At 62.5% G+C, this 20072-nt stretch carries 19 protein-coding genes; 4 read left to right on the forward strand and 15 right to left on the reverse strand.

All coding sequences use genetic code 11. The features are described from left to right. The first annotated feature begins 48 nt into the window (after positions 1-48). Both FJQ89_RS16360 and FJQ89_RS16365 read left to right on the forward strand, forming a co-directional pair. Positions 49-648, forward strand: a complete 600-nt coding sequence (locus FJQ89_RS16360) for a hypothetical protein (RefSeq protein ID WP_141170941.1) — start codon at positions 49-51, stop codon at positions 646-648. A 37-nt stretch (positions 649-685) separates the two neighbouring features. Continuing rightward, a complete protein-coding gene (locus FJQ89_RS16365) occupies positions 686-1267 on the forward strand; it encodes a hypothetical protein (RefSeq protein ID WP_141170942.1) in 582 nt (193 codons plus the stop codon). A 186-nt stretch (positions 1268-1453) separates the two neighbouring features. On the opposite strand, the gene mmsB is transcribed toward FJQ89_RS16365, so the two are convergent. The 5 genes from mmsB to FJQ89_RS16390 form a co-directional block, all read right to left on the reverse strand. Then, the gene (gene mmsB / locus FJQ89_RS16370; protein ID WP_141170943.1) at positions 1454-2359 is read right to left on the reverse strand and encodes a 3-hydroxyisobutyrate dehydrogenase; all 906 of its coding nucleotides are present in this window, start codon (positions 2357-2359) and stop codon (positions 1454-1456) included. 122 nt (positions 2360-2481) lie between these two features. Further along, positions 2482-3627 (reverse strand): enoyl-CoA hydratase/isomerase family protein, encoded by a 1146-nt coding sequence (locus FJQ89_RS16375; protein ID WP_141170944.1) that lies wholly within the window; start codon positions 3625-3627, stop codon positions 2482-2484. Further along, positions 3620-4405 carry an enoyl-CoA hydratase gene (locus FJQ89_RS16380; RefSeq protein ID WP_099761916.1) on the reverse strand — a complete coding sequence of 262 codons (786 nt, stop codon included), beginning with the start codon at positions 4403-4405 and terminating at the stop codon, positions 3620-3622. The genes FJQ89_RS16375 and FJQ89_RS16380 overlap by 8 nt, the downstream gene beginning before the upstream one ends. Beyond that, on the reverse strand, positions 4402-5562 hold the full coding sequence (locus FJQ89_RS16385; RefSeq protein WP_141170945.1) for an acyl-CoA dehydrogenase family protein: 1161 nt from the start codon (positions 5560-5562) through the stop codon (positions 4402-4404). Before FJQ89_RS16385 ends, FJQ89_RS16380 begins: the two co-directional genes overlap by 4 nt. 9 nt (positions 5563-5571) lie before the next feature. Then, positions 5572-7080, reverse strand: coding sequence for a CoA-acylating methylmalonate-semialdehyde dehydrogenase (locus FJQ89_RS16390; protein ID WP_141170946.1), 1509 nt, complete (start codon positions 7078-7080; stop codon positions 5572-5574). Positions 7081-7237: 157 nt separating this feature from the next. Between FJQ89_RS16390 and FJQ89_RS16395 the strand changes: the two genes are divergently transcribed. After that, positions 7238-8620: a short-chain fatty acyl-CoA regulator family protein gene (locus FJQ89_RS16395; protein ID WP_141170947.1), complete on the forward strand. Its 1383-nt coding sequence runs from the start codon at positions 7238-7240 to the stop codon at positions 8618-8620. Between the two features lies 1 nt (position 8621). Here FJQ89_RS16395 and FJQ89_RS16400 read toward each other — a convergent pair whose 3' ends face one another. Genes FJQ89_RS16400 through FJQ89_RS16430 form a run of 7 tightly spaced genes read right to left on the reverse strand, consistent with a single transcriptional unit; the run spans position 8622 to position 15544 of the window. After that, on the reverse strand, positions 8622-9677 hold the full coding sequence (locus FJQ89_RS16400; RefSeq protein ID WP_141170948.1) for an adenosine deaminase family protein: 1056 nt from the start codon (positions 9675-9677) through the stop codon (positions 8622-8624). Positions 9678-9702: 25 nt separating this feature from the next. After that, the gene (locus FJQ89_RS16405) at positions 9703-10647 is read right to left on the reverse strand and encodes a nucleoside hydrolase (RefSeq protein WP_243136083.1); all 945 of its coding nucleotides are present in this window, start codon (positions 10645-10647) and stop codon (positions 9703-9705) included. A 19-nt stretch (positions 10648-10666) separates the two neighbouring features. Beyond that, positions 10667-11698 (reverse strand): ABC transporter ATP-binding protein, encoded by a 1032-nt coding sequence (locus tag FJQ89_RS16410; RefSeq protein ID WP_141170949.1) that lies wholly within the window; start codon positions 11696-11698, stop codon positions 10667-10669. 13 nt (positions 11699-11711) lie between these two features. Next, the gene (locus FJQ89_RS16415; protein ID WP_071075235.1) at positions 11712-12491 is read right to left on the reverse strand and encodes an ABC transporter permease; all 780 of its coding nucleotides are present in this window, start codon (positions 12489-12491) and stop codon (positions 11712-11714) included. Next, positions 12488-13327: an ABC transporter permease gene (locus FJQ89_RS16420; RefSeq protein WP_141170950.1), complete on the reverse strand. Its 840-nt coding sequence runs from the start codon at positions 13325-13327 to the stop codon at positions 12488-12490. Before FJQ89_RS16420 ends, FJQ89_RS16415 begins: the two co-directional genes overlap by 4 nt. Before the next feature lie 21 nt (positions 13328-13348). Next, positions 13349-14371: an ABC transporter substrate-binding protein gene (locus FJQ89_RS16425; protein ID WP_243136084.1), complete on the reverse strand. Its 1023-nt coding sequence runs from the start codon at positions 14369-14371 to the stop codon at positions 13349-13351. 57 nt (positions 14372-14428) lie between these two features. Next, positions 14429-15544, reverse strand: a complete 1116-nt coding sequence (locus FJQ89_RS16430) for a porin (protein WP_243136085.1) — start codon at positions 15542-15544, stop codon at positions 14429-14431. Between the two features lie 226 nt (positions 15545-15770). Here FJQ89_RS16430 and FJQ89_RS16435 point away from each other — a divergent pair, with 226 nt between their 5' ends. Then, positions 15771-16688: a LysR family transcriptional regulator gene (locus tag FJQ89_RS16435; RefSeq protein ID WP_100874724.1), complete on the forward strand. Its 918-nt coding sequence runs from the start codon at positions 15771-15773 to the stop codon at positions 16686-16688. 14 nt (positions 16689-16702) lie between these two features. Here the strand turns inward: FJQ89_RS16435 and rsmA are convergent, their stop codons facing one another. The 3 genes from rsmA to FJQ89_RS16450 form a co-directional block, all read right to left on the reverse strand. Further along, positions 16703-17482 (reverse strand): 16S rRNA (adenine(1518)-N(6)/adenine(1519)-N(6))-dimethyltransferase RsmA, encoded by a 780-nt coding sequence (rsmA, locus tag FJQ89_RS16440; RefSeq protein ID WP_141170951.1) that lies wholly within the window; start codon positions 17480-17482, stop codon positions 16703-16705. A gap of 91 nt (positions 17483-17573) precedes the next feature. Next, the gene (gene pdxA, locus FJQ89_RS16445; RefSeq protein WP_141170952.1) at positions 17574-18629 is read right to left on the reverse strand and encodes a 4-hydroxythreonine-4-phosphate dehydrogenase PdxA; all 1056 of its coding nucleotides are present in this window, start codon (positions 18627-18629) and stop codon (positions 17574-17576) included. A gap of 19 nt (positions 18630-18648) precedes the next feature. After that, on the reverse strand, positions 18649-20043 hold the full coding sequence (locus FJQ89_RS16450; protein WP_243136087.1) for a peptidylprolyl isomerase: 1395 nt from the start codon (positions 20041-20043) through the stop codon (positions 18649-18651). Positions 20044-20072 lie beyond the last annotated feature (29 nt).

Here is a 20072-nt window from a genome sequence, read left to right on the forward strand (position 1 = left end):
GCCAGCGTCCGCGTTGCGCTACCCAACCTGATTCGTTTTGGAGAATGTATGAAAAATTTGTACCTGCGCTCGATGCTGGCGGCGGCTTGTGCCGTCACACTGGCAGCTTGCGGCGGCAGCGGCGGCAACCTGTATCTGAGTGGCCAAGTGTCCAATCTGGCAAAAGACGGCCTGATTTTGCTGAATGATGGCGAACGTTTGTCCGTGCCTGCAGGTCAGACCTCCTTTGTTTTCACCAAGCTGGTCAAGACCGATGACCGCTACGACATCAGCATCGCGCAGCAGCCAAAGGGCGCCGTGTGCACGATTACCAACGGTGTCGGCAAGGCAACGAGCTATTCCGCGAGCACGGCCCTGGTGAGCTGCGAGACCAATACCTACCCGCTGAAAGGCACGATCACGGGCCTGACTGCTGATGGCTTGCGCCTGGTGATGGGGCCCAACGGCACCAGCCCACTGGCTGGCACCAACTCCTACACATTCGAAAAAGTAGCTGACGGCGCCCTGTACGGTATTACCGTACTGACTCAGCCGACGGGCCTGAGATGCCGCTTCCAGGGCTCCACCAGTGCCGACGGCAGCGATACGGCCGGCACGATGGGCTCTGCCGCCACGACCGCGGCCACTCTCGACTGCACGCCGCAGTAATCCTTGCGATCCGTCACCTAATTTTTTGGAGAAATACATGAAGTTATCCTGCCTGCGCCCACTCGCCGCGCTGCTGCTGACCCTGGGACTGGCCGCGTGCGGTGGCAAGGCCTCGTATGATGTCAGCGGCACCGTCAGCAACTTGAACAACAATGGCCTGATCCTGGCCAACGGCGGGGAGGAGCTGCCGATTGCCGCCGGCCAGACCTCGTTTACTTTTAAAAACCGCATCGACTATGGCAGCAGCTACAACATCACCGTCAAGCAACAACCGGCCCATATGACTTGCACCATCAGTAATGGCTCAGGTTCGGCTGGCCATTACATCAACATCAGCGCCGCTGTTTCTTGTTCACAAAACGTCTATAGCGTGGGCGGCACGATTTCCGGCCTGACGGTAGAAGGCTTGCAGCTGATTAACGGCACTGTAACCACCACGGTGGCCAAGGATGCCACGAGCTTTACCATGGTCGGCGATGTCGCCTACGGTTACACCTATGGCGTCAGCGTCACCGCCCAGCCCAAGGGTCTGAAGTGCGAGGTACAGCCGGGCACAGGCAGCGGCACCATGGGCGAAGCGAAGGTGACGACGGTGAAGATCGCCTGCAATCCGGTCTGAGTTGCAGGAACGGTAGCCGCCATGCGGCTACCGGCAAGAGATATCACCAGAATCTATAGTTGATATTCCAAAGATAAATTGGAGTTATATGTGGCGATGCAGCATAATGCATCTGTCTCCTCCAACTCTTCCAAGAATTGGATTTAGCCCGCTTTTACCAGCGGGCTTTTTTTTGCCCAAAATTTCTCAGGCGGCAGGCGTTTGCAAACCAGGTTGCAGCATGTGCACGATGCTGGAAAAATCCTGCTGCGCATAACCGGCTTGCGCATGCATCTGGTACAGCTGGCGCACCAGGCCACCCAGTGGCGTGGGCGCGTTTGCCGACAAAGCCGACTGCTGCGCCAGGCCCAGGTCTTTCAGCATCAGCGCCGTGCCGAAGCCGCCCGTGTAATTGCGCGACGCGGGCGTACCGTCCGTGACACCGGGCCACGGGTTGTACACTTCCAGGGTCCAGTTGCGGCCCGAACTCTTGGCCATGATATCGGACAGCACTTTCGGATCGAGGCCATGCGCCACGCCCAGGTTCAGCGCTTCGGCCGTACCGGCCATCAGAATCCCCAGCAGCATGTTGTTGCAAATCTTCGCCACCTGGCCCGCGCCCGCCTCGCCCGCATGGAAGATGTTCTTGCCCATCTTTTCCAGCAAGGGACGCGCCTGCTGCAAGGCCGCCGCGCTGCCACCGACGATGAAGGTCAGGGTGCCGGCCGCCGCGCCCGCTGTGCCACCCGAGACGGGCGCATCGAGCATGGCAAAGCCACGCTCGCTGGCCGCCTGCGCCACCTGGCGTGCCACGTCGGCCGCGATGGTGCTGCAATCGATGAACAGGGCGCCAGGCTTGGCCGAGTCGAGCACGCCGCCGGCGCCCAGGTACAGTTCCTGCACGTGCTTGTTGGCTGGCAGCATGGTGATGACGGCGTCGGCCGTCTGCACGGCTGCGCTGGCGGATGCGGCCGCCGTGGCGCCGGCTTCAACCAGCGACGCCACTGCGGCCGGTGCCAGGTCGAACACGGACACGTGGAAGCCGGCAGCCACCAGATTGCGGGCCATCGGCGCACCCATGTTGCCCAAGCCGATAAAAGCGATATGTTGCATTTTAAGAGTCTCCTGTAGCGCCTAAAAAAGCCCATGGCGTTGTTGCCTTGCCTAGTCGTACTGGTCGTACTGCCTTCGGCAAGGCGCCGAGCCCTGAGCATTTTTATGCACTACTTAAATGTTTAAATGGGTAGGTCGGCCAGCGGATGCTGTGTCCACGGCGCGGCAAAATATTCGTCCAGATACGCCGAACTTACGTCGGCCAGGCTGGCCGGCTGCCATTGCGGTGCATTGTCCTTGTCTATCAGCAAGGCGCGCACGCCTTCGCTGAAGTCCGCGTGGGCGCAGCATTGCACGGCAACAATGAGTTCCAGCTGGAACACTTGCGCCAGACTCATGTGAAGAGTGCGTTCGCGCATGGCCCACACCAGGGCGGCCGAGCTGGGCGCACCCTTGCCCAGTGTATGGGCCGCCTTTTGCAGCCAGGCCGAGTCGCCGTCATAGGCGGCAATGGCGGCCACCACTTCGGGCAAGGTGGGCGCTTGCGTCAGCGCGGCGATGGCGTCGAAGTTGGCGCGCACTTCGGAGACGGGCAGCATGGGCGTGGGCGCCGAGAAGCCGCGCAGCAAACGGCTCAGCTGCTGGTGGTTCGCCAGCGGGCTGGCTTGCCATTGCGCCAGCGCCAGCGCGTCGAGCACCATGGCGCGCTCTTCCTGGCGCAGGAAATAATCACCGAGGCCCGCAAACAGGGCATCGGCCGCGTTCATCGGTGCGCCCGTCAAGCCCAGGAACAGGCCGCTGCGTCCCGGCATGCGGCCCAGGAACCAGCTGCCGCCCACGTCGGGGAACAGGCCAATCGTGATTTCCGGCATGGCGATGCGCGTGCTTTCCGTCACCACGCGATGGCTGGCGCCCGCCATCAGGCCCAGACCGCCACCCATGACGATGCCGCCGCCCCACACCAGCAGCGGCTTTGCATACGTATGAATGCGGTGGTCGAGCCGGTATTCCTCGGCAAAGAAGGCCAGCGCCTGCGGGTTCGGTACGACGCCCGGCTGCTCGACCACGGCCGAACGCAAGCTGCGCACGTCGCCGCCGGCACAGAAGGCCTTGTCGGTCGACGACTGCAGCACCACGCAGGCGATGGCGTCGTCAGCGGCCCAGCGCACCAGGGCGCCATCGATGGCGCGGATCATGTCCAGGGTCAAGGCATGCAGCGACTTTGGCGCGTCGAGCGTGATGACGCCCAGCTTCATGCCGCCGGGACAGTCGCGTTCTTCCAGTTTCACTGTTTCAAGCAAGGTTTCAGCCACAGTAGTTTCAGCCATTCTTCCACTCCGCCGGACGTTTTTCCAGGAACGCCTGCACGCCCTCTTTCTGGTCTTGCGTATCAAACAAGCCGAGGAACAGGGTGCGCTCATCGGGCAGGGAATTGACCAGCGGATGGCTGCGCGCGCCCTGGATCAGGGTCTTGCACGCCGTCACGCTGCTGGGGCTCTGGCGCGCCACCTTGGCGGCCAGCGCCAGCGCCGTGGCGGCAGCCTTGCCGGTTGGCACGACTTCCTCGACCAGGCCGATGGCCAGGGCCTTGGCCGCGTCGACGCGCTCGCCGCACAAAATCATGCGCTTGGCCCAGCCTTCGCCCACCAGCCACGGCAAGTGCTGTGTGCCGCCCGCGCACGGCAGCAGGCCGACGGACGCTTCCGGCAAGGCCATCTGCGCATGTTCTTCGGCGATGCGGATGTCGCAAGCGAGCGCGCATTCGAGTCCGCCGCCCATGGCATAGCCATTGATGGCGGCGATGCTGACGCCGCGAAACGCGGACAGCGCCTCGAACGCCTCGCCAAACGCGGCGGCCATGGCAAACGCCGTGTCCTTGTTGCCGTCGGCAAACACTTTCAGATCGGCACCCGCCGAGAAGAACTTGGCGCCGCCGCCCGTGATCACGAGAGCGTACACGTCCGGATCGGCATTCAGGTCGGCCACCAGTTGCGTCAGCGCGTTCAGGCTGGCCAGGGTCCACGTGTGGGCGGGCGGGTTGTCGAGGGTCACCAGGGCCGTGTGGCCACGGCGTTCCAGCAACAGATTGGTATACACTTTAGTCATCGTAAGGTCTCCGTGGCGCCATCTTTCAAAATCGCTCGCGCGACGATCAGGCGCATGATTTCATTCGTTCCTTCCAGGATTTGATGCACGCGCGTGTCGCGCACGTGGCGCTCAAGCGGGTATTCGCGGATGTAGCCGTAGCCGCCGTGCAATTGCAGCGCATCGTTGGCGACATTAAAACCCACATCCGTGGCGAAACGTTTGGCCATGGCGCAATACGCGGTGGCGTCCGGGCTTTCCTGGTCCAGTTTCCAGGCCGCCAGGCGTACCATCTGGCGCGCCGCCACCAGTTCCGTCAGCATATCGGCCAGCTTGAATTGCAAGGCCTGGAACTGCGCCAGTTCGCGGCCGAACTGCGTGCGCTCCTTCATGTACGCCTGCGCGCGCGTCAGGGCCGCCTGCGCCGTGCCCACCGAGCACACGGCGATGTTGATGCGCCCGCCATCGATGCCCTTCATGGCAATGGCAAAGCCTTCGCCTTCCGCGCCCAACAAGTTGCCAACAGGCACTTTCACCTGGTCGAAACTGATGATGCGCGTGGGCTGGCTGTTCCAGCCCATCTTTTCTTCTTTCTTGCCATACACGATGCCGGGCAAGTTCGCCGGCACGGCAAACGCGGAAATGCCGGCCGCGCCCTCGCCGCCAGTTCTCGCCATGACGATCAGCATGTCCGTCTGGCCCGCGCCGGAGATAAACGCTTTCGTACCGTCGAGCACATAAAAGTCGCCATCCCTGACGGCCTTGGTGCGCAAGGAGGCCGCGTCGGAACCCGACTGAGGTTCCGTCAGGCAATAGCTGGCCAGCTTCTGGCCAGCGGCCAGGGCCGGCACCCACTCGTCGCACAGGGTTTCCTGGCCCCAGCGCGACAGCATCCAGGTAGCCATGTTGTGGATGGTGATGTAAGCCGTGGTCGAGGTGCAGCCGCCCGCCAGCTCCTCGAAGACGATGGCCGCATCCTGGCGCGACAGGCCCAGGCCGCCCCAGCGCTGCGGCGTGTACAGGCCGCAAAAGCCCATCTCGCCTGCCTTGGCAATCGTTTCCACGGGGAAGATCGATTCCGCATCCCAATGGGCCGCGTGCGGCGCCAGTTCGCCTTCGGCAAACGCGCGCGCCGCCTGCTGGAACTCGCGCTGCTCGTCGCTCAGTTCAAAGTCCATGCCAGCTCCTTACTTGAGGCTGATGGTGGTGTTGACCTTGCCCACCGAGGCCGCATCCGTGAACCAGCGCTGGGTAATCGTCTGCGTCTGCGTGTAGAACAGCACGACTTGCTTGCCGAACGGACCCAGGTCGCCCAGCTTGGAGCCGCGCGACCCCGTAAAGCTGAACAGGGGAACGGGCACGGGGATGGGCACGTTGATGCCGACCTGGCCCACGTCGATTTCTTCCTGGAAATAGCGCGCGGCCGCGCCGCTTTGCGTGAACAGCGCCGTGCCGTTGCCGTTCGGATTCGCGTTCACCAGGGCAATCGCTTCGTCGAGCGTGTCGACTTCGACGACGATCAATACCGGGCCAAAGATTTCCTGGTCATACACGACCATGCCGGGTTTCACGCCGGAGAGAATCGTCGGGCCGACGAAGTTACCGTTCGGATAGCCATCAACCTTGACGTCGCGCCCGTCAAGGGTCAGGACGGCGCCCTGTTCGATGCCCTTGGCGACCAAACTGTGCACGCGTTCCTTCGCCGCGCACGAGATGACGGGACCGAGGTCCGGATTGTCCTTGCCCGCACCGACCGTCAGGGTTTGCGCCTTGGCAGACAGTTCCGGCAGCCACTCGCGCGCTGCGCCCACCAGCACGGCCACGGAGGCGGCCATGCAGCGCTGGCCGGCCGCGCCGAAACCTGCGCCCAGCAGCTGGTTCAGGGTCTGTTCTTTATTGGCGTCCGGCAAGACGACAGCATGGTTCTTGGCGCCCATCATGCATTGCGCGCGCTTGCCGTTCAGGCTGGCGCGCTGGTACACATGCGTGCCCACTTTGCTCGATCCCACGAACGAGATCGCCTTGATATCCGGATGGTCGCACAGGGCGTTGACCACGTCTTCGCCGCCGTGAATGACGTTCAGCACGCCGGCCGGAATGCCCGCCTGCAAGGCCAGGCGCACGAGTTTTTCCGTCACCAGCGGGTCTTGCTCCGATGGCTTCAGCACGAAGGTATTGCCGCAGGCAATTGCCATCGGGAACATCCACAGGGGGATCATGGCGGGGAAGTTGAACGGGGTAATGCCGGCGCACACGCCCAGCGGCTGCATCACGCTGTAGGTATCGACGCCACCGGCCACGTTTTGCGCGTATTCGCCCATCTGCAGGGTGCCGATATTGGCGGCATGCTCGACCACTTCCAGGCCGCGGAACACATCGCCTTCCGCGTCGAGCAGGGTCTTGCCCTGTTCCATCGTCAAGGTGGCGGCCAGGTCGGCCATGTTTTCGCGGATCAGTTGCTGCAATTTGAGGAAAATGCGTGCACGGGCGCCGATCGGCGTCTTGCGCCAGGTTTTGAAGGCGCGCTGGGCCGAGGCGATGGCGGCGTTGACTTCGTCCGGCGTGGCAAACGGCACACGCGCCAGCACTTCCTGTGTGGCCGGGTTGACGACATCGCGCCAGACGGTGGTTTGGGATTCAACCCACTCGCCGTTGATCAACAGTGGAACGGTCGGAATAGTAGTTTGCGTGGTCACTCGGTGTCTCCTGGTGTGGGTATAGGTCTGTTTGCATTATTCGCACAATCGCCGCCGCAAACAAGGCGTGAAAATGCGAGATAATGCAAAGCTGAATCTGTTAATCTGCAAATATTGTAAATTTGCAGATTCCACAAACCGGGGAAGAGGAAGCGCGATGGCAAAGGTTTTCATGGGCGTGCGCCTGCAGCGGCTGCGCGAAGAACGGCGCATGACGCAGGTGGCGCTGGCCAAGTCCCTGGGCATCTCGCCCAGCTATCTGAACCAGATGGAGCGCAACCAGCGCCCGCTGACGGTGCCGATTCTGTTGCGCATCGGCACGGTACTGGGGGTCGATCCGCAAATTTTCTCCGAACACGACAGCGCCAGCCTGGTGGCCGACGTGCGCGACGTGTTCGGCGAATTACCCGACGCGCCGCCCACCTCGATGGCCGAACTCAAAATGCTGGTGGAAAACATGCCGGAACTGGCCCGTTCCATCCTGCTGCTGCAGCGGCGCTACCGCGTGATGGCGGAACGGGCTGACACGTTGGCCGCGCGCCTCGACGACGGCAGCCGCGGCGCCAGCTCGGCGGCGCCCTCCACGGACGAGGAAGTGCGCGAATATCTGAACCGGCGGCAAAACTATATCGATGAACTGGACCGGGCGGCGGAGCTGGTGGCCGGCGAACTCGATCCGCAGCTGCGCGCGCTCGACGCGCTGCAAAGCCGCTTGCTGGAGCGCCACGGCATCCAGGTGCAACTGTCCGATGGCGACGCGGGCATGGTGCGCAAACACCGCTTTGACGCCCAGCAACACATCCTGTGGCTGCCCGACACCTTGACGGGCGGCCAGCGCGCCTTCCAGATGGCGGCGCAAATCAGCCTGCTCGAACACAGCGAGCTGATCGACGCGCTGGTGCTGGCGGCGGGACTCTCCGGCGCGGCGGCGCAAACGAGCGCGCGCCTGGCATTCTCGAATTACTTTGCCGGCGCCCTGCTGATGCCCTACCAGCGCTTTTTGCAGGCGGCGGAAACGCGCGCCTACGATATCGAACGCCTGGCGCACCAGTTCGGCGTGGGTTTCGAAGCCGTGTGCCACCGTTTGAGCACCATGCAGCGCCCCGAGGCGGCGGGATTGCCCTTCTTCTTCGTGCGCGTCGACCGCGCGGGCAATGTCTCAAAGCGCCAGTCGGCCACGGACTTTCACTTTTCGCGGGTGGGCGGCACCTGCCCGCTGTGGATCGTCTACGACGCCTTCAGCCATCCGGGCCAGGTACTCACGCAAGTGGCCAGCATGCCGGACGGCTGCACATACTTATGGATCGCGCGCCAGGTGAGTACGGCCTCGCCAGGCTTCCGCGCGCCGGGCAAGACCTTTGCCGTGGCGCTGGGCTGCGACATCTCGCAGGCGCACCGGCTGATTTACTCGAAGGGGCTCGATTTGCACGACCCTTCCAGCGCCACACCCATCGGCACGGGCTGCAAGGTGTGCGAGCGCCAAAGCTGTCCGCAGCGGGCGTTTCCCTCGCTGCTGGCGCCACCACCGGCATCAGCCTGATTTACTCGGCGACTCTTGCGCGCAGCGCGTCGAATTCACGCGCGAACTCCACGCGCCAGTCGCGTCGCGTGGACTCGGCTATCCAGGCCGTATCGAGGCCATTCAACATGAAGCCGCGCATGTCATCGAGGCCGAAACCGAATTCACGCATCATCATCCAGGCGCCTGTCGGCGTCACATGGTGCAGGGTCGGGTCGTCCGTGTTCGGATGCAGTTTCAGGCCCAGCTTGGCCATGGCGCGGATCGGGTGATCGAGCGCCCAGCGTTCGGGCGCCAGCGTGCGCAGATAATACGAATTGGTCGGCACGACCGTAAACACCAGGCCACGCTGCACGCAGCGCTGCGCCAGTTCCGGGTTGTCGACAATCGTGTAGCCATGGTCGACCCGGTCCACCTGCAGCTGCTCGATGGCCGTCGCCACGTTCATCCACGGCATGCCGAATTCACCCGCATGCGCCGTGCATTTGAAGCCCGCCTCGCGCGCGGCGCGGTAGGCTTCGATGAAGAGTTCCGGCGGGCGGTCGTTTTCGCGGTAGTCGATGCCGATGCCGATCACTTCCGGCGCGCGGTGCGCCTTCATCCATTCCACCATCTGCACGGCTTCGGCGGGAGCGGCTTCGCGGTCGATGCTGGGGATCAGACGGCCGATCACGCCAAAATCACGCTGCGCGTCGCGGATGGCGGCCACGATGGCGTCTTGCGCCGCGTCATAGCGGATGCCCGACACGCGCACGGTGCCGGTCGGGTTCCAGAAGAACTCCGCGTAGCGCACGCCATGGCCATGCACGTCTTCCAGGTATTCGTAGGCGAGGCAATACAGGTCGGTCGGCGAAACGATCAGGTGCGCGTCGAGCGCGCGCAGCACGCGCAGCACACCCACCGGTTTGTCGCCGCGCGTATAGAACGCGTCGATTTCCTCGGGGCTGACGACATTGCCCGTCTTCGCGGCCAGCGCGCGGAAAGTCGATTGGCGCACCGTGCCAAACAGGTGGCAATGCAGCTCCACTTTCGGCATGGCGCGTACAAACTGTTCGATGCTCAGGGGGGAATTAGACATGAAGCTCGTTTCGTAGTGAAGTGGGTCAGACGAGAATGGCGGCCAGGCGGCGCATCAGGCGCTCGATGGCGGCCGGGCCATCGGCCAGCATCGCCACTTGCGTGTTGATGGGCGCGCGGCGCGGCACGCGGAATTCGCACACCGTCATGCCGCGCGTCAGTTCGCCCGTCAATTCGATGGCCACGTGGGCGCTCTGGAACTGGAACAGTTGCGGCGCTTCCAGGTACAGGGCCACCACCGGGTCGTACATGGGCATGGGTACGGAACCGTCGGCACTGCGGATGCGCACATACGCTTCCAGGTAGCCGGCCAGACGCTGCGCGCGCGGCGTGCCGATGGCGCGCAGGCGTGCCACTTCCGCGTTCGTCACCAGCAGCTGGCGGCACAGATTCAAGCCGAACATGCGCAGCGCAATGCCGGACTTGAACACCTGAGCAGCCGCTTCCGGGTCCGCATAGATATTGAATTCGGCCGCCGCCGTGTGGTTGCCCTGGTCGGTCGAGCCGCCCATCAGGATGATTTCGACGATTTTTTCGGCAATGTCGGGCGCCTTGGCCAGCGCGGTTGCAATATTGGTCATCGGCGCGATCGCCATGATGGTGATCTGGCCAGGGTGGGCGCGCACGGCGGCGATCAGCGCGTCGACGGCGTGGCCGGCGGCGTCAACGGCAGCGCCCGGTGGCAGGATGTCGCCCGTCGTCGGCATGCCGCTGTCGCCGAGGATGCGCTGCGCCGTTTCGATCACGCCGGCCAGCGGCTGCTCGCAGCCGCGATAAATCGGCACCGTCAAACCGTCATGCGCCTTGATGCGCAAGGCATTGTCGTAGGTGATGTCGACGGGCGCATTGCCCGCCACCACGCTCACGCCCAGCCACTCGATATCGGGATTGCTGCCCAAGAGCAACATCGTCAGCCAGTCGTCGAAACCGGGATCGGTGTCGAGCCAGATCTTTTTCAAGGATTGGGTCATGCTGTGTTCCATTCAGAAATCACGCGCCCAGCCACAGGGCGCTGTCGGACGGCAGCACGAAGGACACGGCCGTGCCTTCGCGCCAGGTGGCGCCACCGGCCGCGCAAATACCCTTGACCTGGCCCAGCGGCGTTTGCAGCAGGTACTCGACGGTGTCGCCGAGGAAGCCGCGTGCCAGCACAGTGCCCGGGTATTGACCCGCTGCGTCGTCGGCCGCGCAGACGCGCACCTTGTCCGGACGCCAGCCCAGCACCGTGGTGCCGGCAGCGACGGGGGAGGTGTAAGGCAGGCTGGCGCCCGCGTGGCGCAGCGCGCCGTCGCGGTAGTCGAACAGGTTTTCAAAACCCATGAAGTTGGCGACGAAACGCGTCGACGGCGTATTGAAGACGGCTTCCGGCGTGGCCAGCTGCTCGATGCGCCCGCCGTTCATGACGACGATGCGGTCGGATAGCGCCAGCGCTTCTTCCTGGTCATGCGTCACGTACAGCATGGTGATGCCCAGTTCGCGCTGGATGCGGCGCAGCTCGGCGCGCATCTGCACGCGCAGCTTGGCGTCCAGGTTCGACAGCGGTTCGTCGAGTAGCAGCAGGGCCGGTTCGACGACGATGGCGCGCGCCAGCGCCACGCGCTGCTGCTGGCCGCCGGACATCTGCGCCGGCAAGCGCGTTTCAAAGCCCGTCAGGCCGACGGCGGCGATCACCGCTTCCACTTTCGTTTTCAGCAGGGCCGGCGCGACCTTGCGCAGGCGCAAACCGAAGGCGATGTTGTCGTATACATTCAGGTGCGGGAACAGCGCGTACGACTGGAAGACCATGCCGATATTGCGCTTGTTCGGCGCCAGCTTGCCGATCTCGCGGCCATCGAGCACGATGCGGCCCGACTGCAGCGGCATCAGGCCGGCGATGGCGCGCATGGTGGTGGTCTTGCCGCAGCCGCTGGGGCCCAGCAGGGAAATCAGTTCGCCCTGCTCGACGTGCAAGTCCAGGTCTTTCACGGACGTCGTGTTCTTGGCGTAGCCGAGGTTCAGCTTGTGCAGTTCCAGATAACTCATCGTGTGTTGCCTCTTACATGTATTTAGAAATGCCCAGCACCTTCTCGGTCACCATCACGAAGGCCATGGTGAACAAGACCAGCAAGGTCGACAGGGCAGCGATCGACGGGTCGAAGCTGTTTTCCATATGCCCCAGCATCTCGATGGGCAAGGTGCTGATGCCCGGTCCCGTCAGGAACAGCGAGACGGGCACCTGGTTGAACGAGGTGACGAAGGCGAGGAAGAAGGCGGCGATCACGGCGTTGCGGATATTCGGCAGCACGATCATGAAGAAGGCGCGCAGGCGCGAGGCGCCCAGCGTTATGGCGGCATCCTCGATATCCACGCGCAGATTGACCAGGCTGGCGTACACCACGCGCACCGAGTACGGAATCAACAGCGCAATGTGACCGATCAAGAGGCCCACATACACGGGCGCGTTGATGGTCAGCACCAGATGGTGCAGCAAGCCCAGGCCGACGAGGATGGCGGGAATGATCAGCGGCGACGTCAGGATCTGTCGGATAACGCCGATGCCCGGTGGCGGCATGCGCGAAAACGCATACGCGACGGGAATGCCCAGCAGCAGCGCGATGACGGTGGCGATCAGGCCGATTTCCAGGCTGGTCTGGAAGGCGCGGCGGAACTCGGGCGCCGCCCACACTTCCAGAATCCAGCGCAGCGAGTACGACTCGGGCGGGAAGGCCAGCGTTTCACCGCCGGAAAAACCGGCCAGCACGACGATGGCGAAAGGCCCCAGCAGGAACAAAAACACCAGCCACAGGACGGCGCGCGAAAACAGGCTTTCTTTCATACGGAGCTCCGGCTCGAGGAAATACGTTTAAGGCCGGCATTCACCAGCAGGGTCATGCAGACGAGGATGACGGCGATCACATTCGCGGCACCGAAATCGCTCTCCACGCTGACCTTCTGGTACAGCAGCGTTTCCAGCATCAGCACCTTGGTGCCGCCCAGGAGGGCCGGCGTCACATAGGCCGTCACGCAGCCCGTAAACACCAGCGTGCCGCCAACGACCAGGCCTTCCTGCGTCAGCGGCAGGGTGACCTTGCAAAACACTTGCCAGGGATTGGCGCCCAGGGTGGCGGCAGCCGGTTCCACGTCGCGCGGCAGGTTTTCCAGCGCACCGGCCAGCGACATCAGCATCAGCGGCAGCAGCAGTTGCAGCAGGCCGACAAACACGGCGAACTCGCTGAACAGCAAACGCAGGGGCTCGTCCGTGAAACCCATGTTGACCAGCGCCGCGTTGAGGGCGCCATTGCGCCCCAGCAAGACGATCCAGGCATAGGTACGCGCAATCGGCGAGACCATCAGCGGCAGAATCATCATGCCCACCACCAGCCCGCGCCACTTCGGCGACACGCGCGCCACGGCTTGCGCGGCAGGGTAGCCGAGGAGGATGGCCGCCAGGGTCACCAGCGCGGCGATGCGCAGGGTGCGCCAGAAGATGGTGCGGTTGAATTCCTGCGAGAAGAAGTCAATGAAACGATCGACGCCCCACTGCATGCCGTCGCCGACGCGGAAGGCGTCGACCAGCAAGGCCAGCACGGGCAGCAGGAAGCAGACGACGATAAAGATCAGCGCCGGCAGGACCAGCAGCAGTCCCAGACGCTTTTTTGGATCAGCAAACATGGTGTTTTCTCCTCGTCACCACTATTTGCTCATGGCCTTGTTCCACTGCGTCATCCAGTTGCTGCGCTGCTTGAGGATGGTTTCAGGTTTGACGAACTTCAGCGAACTGATTTGATCGGCGCCATAGGTATTGAATTGCGCGGCGGCCACCGACAGGCGCACGTCCTTGTTGACGGGCGAGTCGACCAGATTGGTCGCCAGCTGCGTCTGCACTTCCTTGGACAGCCAGAAATCCATCAGCTGGTAGGCCAGGTCCGCATTCTTCGAACCGGCCACGATGCCCATCACGTTCATGCCGGCCGCCTGGCCTTCGGCCGGGATGCTCCACTTCAGGGGCAGGCCCGTCTTGAGCATTTGCGACCAGGTAAAGCGCGCCACGGGCGCGGCCCAGATCTCATCCTGGGCGAACAATGCCGCCAGTTGCGCGCTGTTTTTCGAGAACGTGACGACGTTGCCCTTCATGCCGACGATCTTGGCAAAACCGGTGGCGTAGTCATCCGTCTTGCCGCCCCAGGCCGCATCGGCCATTCGCAGCATCAGCGGGCCCTGCGTGGTGCTCACGTCGGGGAAGGCCACGCGGCCTTTCAGTTCGGGGCGCCACAGGTCCTTCCACGACGTCAGCGGGGCGATCTTGTCGCTGCGGTACACCAGGCCCACCGAGTACAGGGTGTAGCCGACGGCGTAGTTGCCGCCGATGGGGTTTTTCGCCACGTCGTACAGGGCTTTGTAATTGCTCAGTTTGGCGTAATCCATGGGCTGGATGACACCCTTTTGCGCCGCTTCCAGCATGCCGGAATCGGACAGCAGCACCAGGTCGATTACCGGATTCTTGGCGTGCACCACCAGCTTGGCGATGCGGTCCGCGTTATTCCCCGTTTCCACCTTGATATCGCACCCGCATTTGGCCTTGAACGGCTCGTACACATACTTCATGAACAAGGGCTGGGCAATCGGATAGGCCGAAATGACCAGCTCGCGTTTTTCCGCGTGGGCGGCGTTGGCCAGCAAGCCTAGGCTCAACGCCAACATGAGGTGCTTTTTCAAGATGCTTCCTTTCAGGGGACGGCGCTGCGGGACAGCGCCTGTAAAGATGAATCAGACTCAGAAATAATGTCGCATGCCGACGATCAGGACACTTTGCGTCTTGCCTGCCGAGGCGCCAAAGCCGAACACGCGGGCGAACGTCGCATCGCCGGCCGCTTTCTGGTAGCTCCAGGTGATGGCGACATCGGTGCGCTTGGACAGGAAGTAATCGGCCTGGAAGTTGACCTGATGCCATTTCGGCGTCTTGTTGATCACGTCATATTTTCCGGTAGTAAAGAAATACGACGCACCCAGGTTCAGCGCTTCCGTCAGCTTGTGGTTCACGTTCAGATCCACGTTTTGCAGGGTCAGATTGCTTTGGTCCAGGTAGTGGTAGCGCACGTTGGTGTACAGCGCGCCAAACTTGGTCCTGCCCACATTATAAAAGCCTCCCGTGCCGGCGATGGCCTGGCTGTCCACGCCTGCGCCCTTGACGGCGCTCTTGTTGAAGATCAACAGCGAGCTGCCATAGTCGTTGCCGATGGCGCCATTCGGCGCATCGGGGCTGTTCGGGTGGTCCATCCTGGTGTAGGCGACAGCCCAGCTGAAGGCATCGACCTTATAGCCGGCGCCCATGCTGTAGACGCGGTTGCGGTTGGAGTCTGCCGGGTTCTCGCTGAAACCGTACAAACCCGTGAACGACAGGTTGCTGATGTTCGGGCTGACATACTTGACGGCATTTTGCACGCGCAAGTTGTTGTAGCCATTGTCGTTGTCGCCGATGTGCACGCCGTTACTGGCGATGACCACCGGGCCCAGCAGGTCCTTGACGGCTTCATACTGGCGGCCCAGGGTCAGGGTGCCCTTGTCATTGCTCGACAGGCCCACGTACGACTGGCGGCCGAACAAACGGCCGCTCTGCGACGCCGTACCCGTCATCACATTAAAACCGTTTTCCAGCACGAAGACGGCCTTGGTGCCGTCGCCCAGGTCTTCCTGGCCGCGGAAGCCGATGCGGGGATTCTGATTCGTGCCGCTCAGCGCATGCGTGCGGCTGCCGTTACCCTCATCCGACACATGGCCGATACCGGCCGACAGCAAGCCATACACTTGCACGCTGCTTTGCGCCTGCGCCGCGCCCTGCGCCGCCAGCAAGCCACCCACCACCATCGTTCCCGTCATCCATTTGTTCATCGCCGCCACCCTAAAAAGAATACACCCTGAGTTTTTTGGAATTATTGTATTGATGCGTCCCTTGCCTGACGCGCCGCCGCACGTGCCGGCGCCGCATTCCAGGCGCTTCTCCTGAAAATTGTTGCTTTCGAGACAAGTAAAGACCAGTCCAGAATATGGTAAATTGCGGGATAAGAAAATTTGTTTATTTTTATAAATCCATTACTTTTTCTAATAAGCAACGCCCATGCATGAACTGAGCAAGAAGATTTCCTTACGACATTTGCAAGCGTTTGCCACGCTAGCCCGGGTAAACAGCTTCAGCAAGGCTGCACAGGAATTGTGCGTGACCCAGCCGGCCCTCAGCGCCTCGATCAAGCTGCTGGAAAATCAGCTGGGAAAAAAGTTGTTTAACCGCACAACCCACCAGCTGGAACTGACGCGCGAAGGCAAGCTGGCGCTCGATTACGCCACGCATTTATTGAATACGGCGAGCAACACTTTTGCCGATATCCAGCGCGCCATCGGCAGCGGCCGCCACCGCATCCGCATCGGCGCGATCCCGTCGGCCATGGCGATGACGGCCGTGGTGGTGGCGCGCTACAGCGAGCGGCATGGCGATGAAGTGGAAATCGTCCTGTCGGACATGCCCAACGATGGCTTGCTGCATGCGCTGCATTCGGGCCAGCTGGACTTTTGCGTGGGTATCGAGGTGCCCGGTTCCGTCTCGCTGGAAAGCGTGGGCCTGTTCGAAGACGAGCTGGTGCTGGTGACGGCGGGACGCCATGCGCTGGCGCCGCTCAAGGAAGTGCGCTGGGAACAACTGGCGGGGCAGGAAATCGTCGTGTTTACCAAGGGCAGCATCTGGGAATTCGCCTCCAGCGCGCTGCGCCAGCATGGCTTGAGCCCGTCGAGCCTGTACCAGATGATCCACAGCGAATCGCTGTATGGCGTGGTGCGCGCCGGCATCGCCGTCGGCATCATGCCCAGCCTGTACACGACTTTTCTCAACGACGAGGATCTGCACGTGGCGCCGCTGCGCCAGCCCACCTGCAAGCGCAAGATCGCCTTGATGCGGCGCAATGAAATCAGCCGCAACCACCATGTGGACGACTGTTTTTCAGCGTTGCGGCAGGATCTGCAACAGGTCGACCAATGGTTTTAAGTTAAACCAAGGGCTTAGGCGGGTGCCTTCAGCAAATTCGCCAAAGCAACATACTGCTCCAGCCCCACGGTTTCCGGGCGCTTGGTCGGATCGATGCCGGCCGCCTTGATCTGCTCTTCCGTAAACATCCCGGCCAGGCAGTTGCGGATCACCTTGCGGCGCTGCGAGAAGGCCTTCATGACGACCGCTTCCAGGGTCGCCTGGTCGCACGCCAGGCGCTCGGCCACGGGGATCATGCGCACGATGGCCGATTCCACCTTCGGCGGCGGATCAAAGGCCGTCGGCGGCACGATGAACATCAAGGTCATGTCGTAGCGCCATTGCAGCATCACGGACAGGCGGCCAAACGCCTTGCTGCCAGGCTCGGCCACCATGCGTTCGACGACTTCCTTTTGCAGCATGAAATGCTGGTCTTTCACCAGCGGTGCGAAGTCCGCCAGGTGGAACAGCAGTGGACTGGAAATGTTGTACGGCAAGTTGCCCACGATGCGCAACTTCTGGCCGGCCGGCACGGGAATTTGCGCAAAATCGAATTTCAGCGCGTCGCCCGAGTGGATCGTCAGCTTGGCCGGATTGAAGGTCTTCTCCAGGCGCACGATCAGGTCGCGGTCCAGTTCCACCACATGCATGTGCTTCAGGTGGCGCAGCAACTGCTCCGTCATGGCGCCCAGGCCGGGGCCGATCTCGACCATGGCGTCGTCCGGCTGCGGCGCGATGGCGGCCGTGATGTCGTCGAGGACGAAGCGGTCGTGCAGGAAGTTCTGGCCAAAGCGTTTGCGGGCAACGTGTTTCATAATGTGTTTTCTATCAATGCGGTAAAGCCGGCACAGGCCGGCGGGATCGTTGAGCAGGCAGCGTCGGGTTACGCCTTGCGGCTAACCCGACCTACGCTCTGGTCGGAGTGCTGGCGCGCAGCATGTCGAGCGCCGTTTGCAGCGCTTGCTCCATGCTGTGGCAATCGGCCAGCCCCAGCCCTTGCGCGGCCAGGTCCAGCGCCGTGCCATGGTCGACCGAGGTGCGGATCAGCGGCAAGCCCAGCGTGATATTGATGCCGCGCCCGAAAGTCGCGTATTTCAGCACGGGCAAGCCCTGGTCGTGGTACATGGCCAGCACGCAATCGGCGTCGGCCAGGTATTTGTGCTGGAACAGGGTATCGGCCGGGTACGGTCCGCGCGCATCGATGCCGCGCGCTTGCGCCGCGGCAATCGCCGGGGCGATCACATCGATTTCCTCGCGTCCCAGGTAACCGCCCTCGCCCGCATGCGGGTTCAGGCCGGTCACCAGGATACGCGGCGTGGCAATGCCGAATTTCTGTTGCAAGTCCGCCTGAATGATATCGAAGGTGACGGCCAGGCTGTCCAGGGTGATGGCGGCGGACACGTCCTTCAAGGGCAAATGCGTGGTGGCCAGCGCCACGCGCAGGGTCGGTTCGCCATGGCCCGGTTCGCCGGCCAGCATCATCACCACTTGCGGTGTGTTGGTTTTTTCTGCCAGGTATTCCGTGTGACCGCTAAACGCCACGCCGGCGTCGTTGATCGTGCTCTTTTGCAAGGGCGCCGTGACCATGGCGCCAAACCAGCCGGCGGCGACACCTTCCACGGCCGCGTCCAGGGTCGCCAGCACGGAGCGCCCGTTTTCCTTGTCGAGTACGCCAGGAATGACATTGTTGACAGTCGGGATATCGATCACGGCCAGGCGGCCGGGGCCGAAATGCGGCAGGCCGTTGTTGCGCACGGCTTGCAGCGACAGCGCCGCCAGGCGGATCTCCGGATCGATCAGGCTGGCCGTCAGCGCCAGGAAGGCGGCGTCACCCAGCAGGATGCAGTTGACTTCATTGCGCATGGCCCAGGCCGCGCGTATGGAGATTTCCGGGCCGACACCGGCCGGTTCGCCACAGGTAATGGCGATGGCCGGGCGGCGTGATACAGGCAAGTTACTCATGCGCAAATAGTCGGCAGCATTACTGGTCGTCCGCGCGGAATTCGACGTAGGCACGGTCGCGTACTTCGCGCGCCCAGTTTTCCGTCGCTTCTTCCAGTTTGCGTTCGCGCAAGGCGTTACGTGCGGCGCTGCGCTGCTTCTCTTTCGAGACGTCGTCGCTCTTGCGTTCCAGCACTTCGATCAGGTGGAAGCCAAAGCTCGATTCGATCGGCTCGCTCACTTGGCCCGGTTTCAGTGCATTCATCGCCGTTTCAAATTCCGGCACGGTGTCGCCTGGATACAGCCAGCCCAGGTCGCCTCCCTTGGCGGCCGAACCGTCGTTCGAGAACAAGCGGGCCAGGTCTTCGAACTTGGCCGCCTTGTTATCGAGACGCTCTTTCAATTCCGACAATTTGCGCTTGGCTTCGGCAGCCGACAGGGTCGGTGTAATTTTCAGCAAGATATGGCGCGCATGCGTCTGCTGCACGGCAGCGACAGCTTGTGCTTCGGCCGCGCTGCGGCGGTCCACCAGCTTCAGGATGTGGAAACCGGTATTGCTCTTGATGATGGGCGTGATCTGGCCCGGCTTCAACTTCAGCAACTGTTCCGTGAACAAAGGCGGCAAACGGTCGCTATTGCGCCAGCCGATATCGCCGCCGCTCAGCGCATCGCTGGCGTCGGAATAGGTGGCGGCCATCTTGGCAAAATCGCCGCCCGTACGCAACTGGCGGCTGACTTCTTCGGCGCGCGCGCGGCGCGCGGCGATCTGTTCAGGGCTGGAGTTTTCCGGAATGCGCACGAGAATCTGCGCCAGGTTCAGCTCCACCTGTTCGCTGGCCGCCGCTTTTTCCGCTTCCAGGAAGTTATCCACTTCGGAATCGGAAATCTGGATCTTGGCGTCGACTTCATGCTCGCGCAAGCGCTGCATGATGATTTCATCGCGGATTTCTTCGCGGAAAGTCGCAAACGGCGTGCCTTCTTTTTCCATCTGGTTGCGCAGTTCTTGCACCGTCATCTTTTGCTGTTCAGCAATACGGCCAATCGCGCGGTCCAGGGTCAGGTCATCCACGCGCACGCCCATTTCCTTGGCCAGCTGCATTTGTGCGCGCTCAACGATCATACGTTCCAGCAATTGGCGACGCAGGTCGGCCGGATCGGGCACGGGAATATTCTGTGCCTTCATGCGTTGCTCGACGCTCTTGATGCGGGCCGCCACTTCATTGCGCGTAATCACATCGTCATTGACGACGACGGCGATGGAGTCGATGCTCTGGCCACTGCTCGAGGCCGGTGGGGTAAAGCCCTTGACCGGTGCTGGGGCAGCGGCAGCGGGCTTGCTCGCAGGCGCAGGCGCAGCCTGTTGCGCCCAGACACTACTGGTCGTGGCGCCGGAAATGGCGCACAACAAAACCGTTGCAATTTTGAGTTGGTGCATACTGGCATTACGCATAATGTGTAGAGCGC

It is taken from the genome of Janthinobacterium tructae (assembly GCF_006517255.1).
Lineage (GTDB): Bacteria > Pseudomonadota > Gammaproteobacteria > Burkholderiales > Burkholderiaceae_D > Janthinobacterium > Janthinobacterium tructae.

What these genes read in the sequence shown, in the direction of transcription:
- pdxA (WP_141170952.1), bottom strand. Translation starts at nt 18,629, where the DNA reads ATGAGTAACTTGCCTGTATCACGCCGCCCGGCCATCGCCATTACCTGT.
- FJQ89_RS16415 (WP_071075235.1), bottom strand. Translation starts at nt 12,491, where the DNA reads ATGAAAGAAAGCCTGTTTTCGCGCGCCGTCCTGTGGCTGGTGTTTTTG.
- FJQ89_RS16395 (WP_141170947.1), top strand. Translation starts at nt 7,238, where the DNA reads ATGGCAAAGGTTTTCATGGGCGTGCGCCTGCAGCGGCTGCGCGAAGAA.
- FJQ89_RS16365 (WP_141170942.1), top strand. Translation starts at nt 686, where the DNA reads ATGAAGTTATCCTGCCTGCGCCCACTCGCCGCGCTGCTGCTGACCCTG.
- FJQ89_RS16430 (WP_243136085.1), bottom strand. Translation starts at nt 15,544, where the DNA reads ATGAACAAATGGATGACGGGAACGATGGTGGTGGGTGGCTTGCTGGCG.
- FJQ89_RS16400 (WP_141170948.1), bottom strand. Translation starts at nt 9,677, where the DNA reads ATGTCTAATTCCCCCCTGAGCATCGAACAGTTTGTACGCGCCATGCCG.
- FJQ89_RS16360 (WP_141170941.1), top strand. Translation starts at nt 49, where the DNA reads ATGAAAAATTTGTACCTGCGCTCGATGCTGGCGGCGGCTTGTGCCGTC.
- rsmA (WP_141170951.1), bottom strand. Translation starts at nt 17,482, where the DNA reads ATGAAACACGTTGCCCGCAAACGCTTTGGCCAGAACTTCCTGCACGAC.
- FJQ89_RS16450 (WP_243136087.1), bottom strand. Translation starts at nt 20,043, where the DNA reads ATGCACCAACTCAAAATTGCAACGGTTTTGTTGTGCGCCATTTCCGGC.
- FJQ89_RS16435 (WP_100874724.1), top strand. Translation starts at nt 15,771, where the DNA reads ATGCATGAACTGAGCAAGAAGATTTCCTTACGACATTTGCAAGCGTTT.
- FJQ89_RS16380 (WP_099761916.1), bottom strand. Translation starts at nt 4,405, where the DNA reads ATGACTAAAGTGTATACCAATCTGTTGCTGGAACGCCGTGGCCACACG.
- FJQ89_RS16385 (WP_141170945.1), bottom strand. Translation starts at nt 5,562, where the DNA reads ATGGACTTTGAACTGAGCGACGAGCAGCGCGAGTTCCAGCAGGCGGCG.
- FJQ89_RS16405 (WP_243136083.1), bottom strand. Translation starts at nt 10,647, where the DNA reads ATGACCCAATCCTTGAAAAAGATCTGGCTCGACACCGATCCCGGTTTC.
- FJQ89_RS16375 (WP_141170944.1), bottom strand. Translation starts at nt 3,627, where the DNA reads ATGGCTGAAACTACTGTGGCTGAAACCTTGCTTGAAACAGTGAAACTG.
- FJQ89_RS16420 (WP_141170950.1), bottom strand. Translation starts at nt 13,327, where the DNA reads ATGTTTGCTGATCCAAAAAAGCGTCTGGGACTGCTGCTGGTCCTGCCG.
- FJQ89_RS16410 (WP_141170949.1), bottom strand. Translation starts at nt 11,698, where the DNA reads ATGAGTTATCTGGAACTGCACAAGCTGAACCTCGGCTACGCCAAGAAC.
- mmsB (WP_141170943.1), bottom strand. Translation starts at nt 2,359, where the DNA reads ATGCAACATATCGCTTTTATCGGCTTGGGCAACATGGGTGCGCCGATG.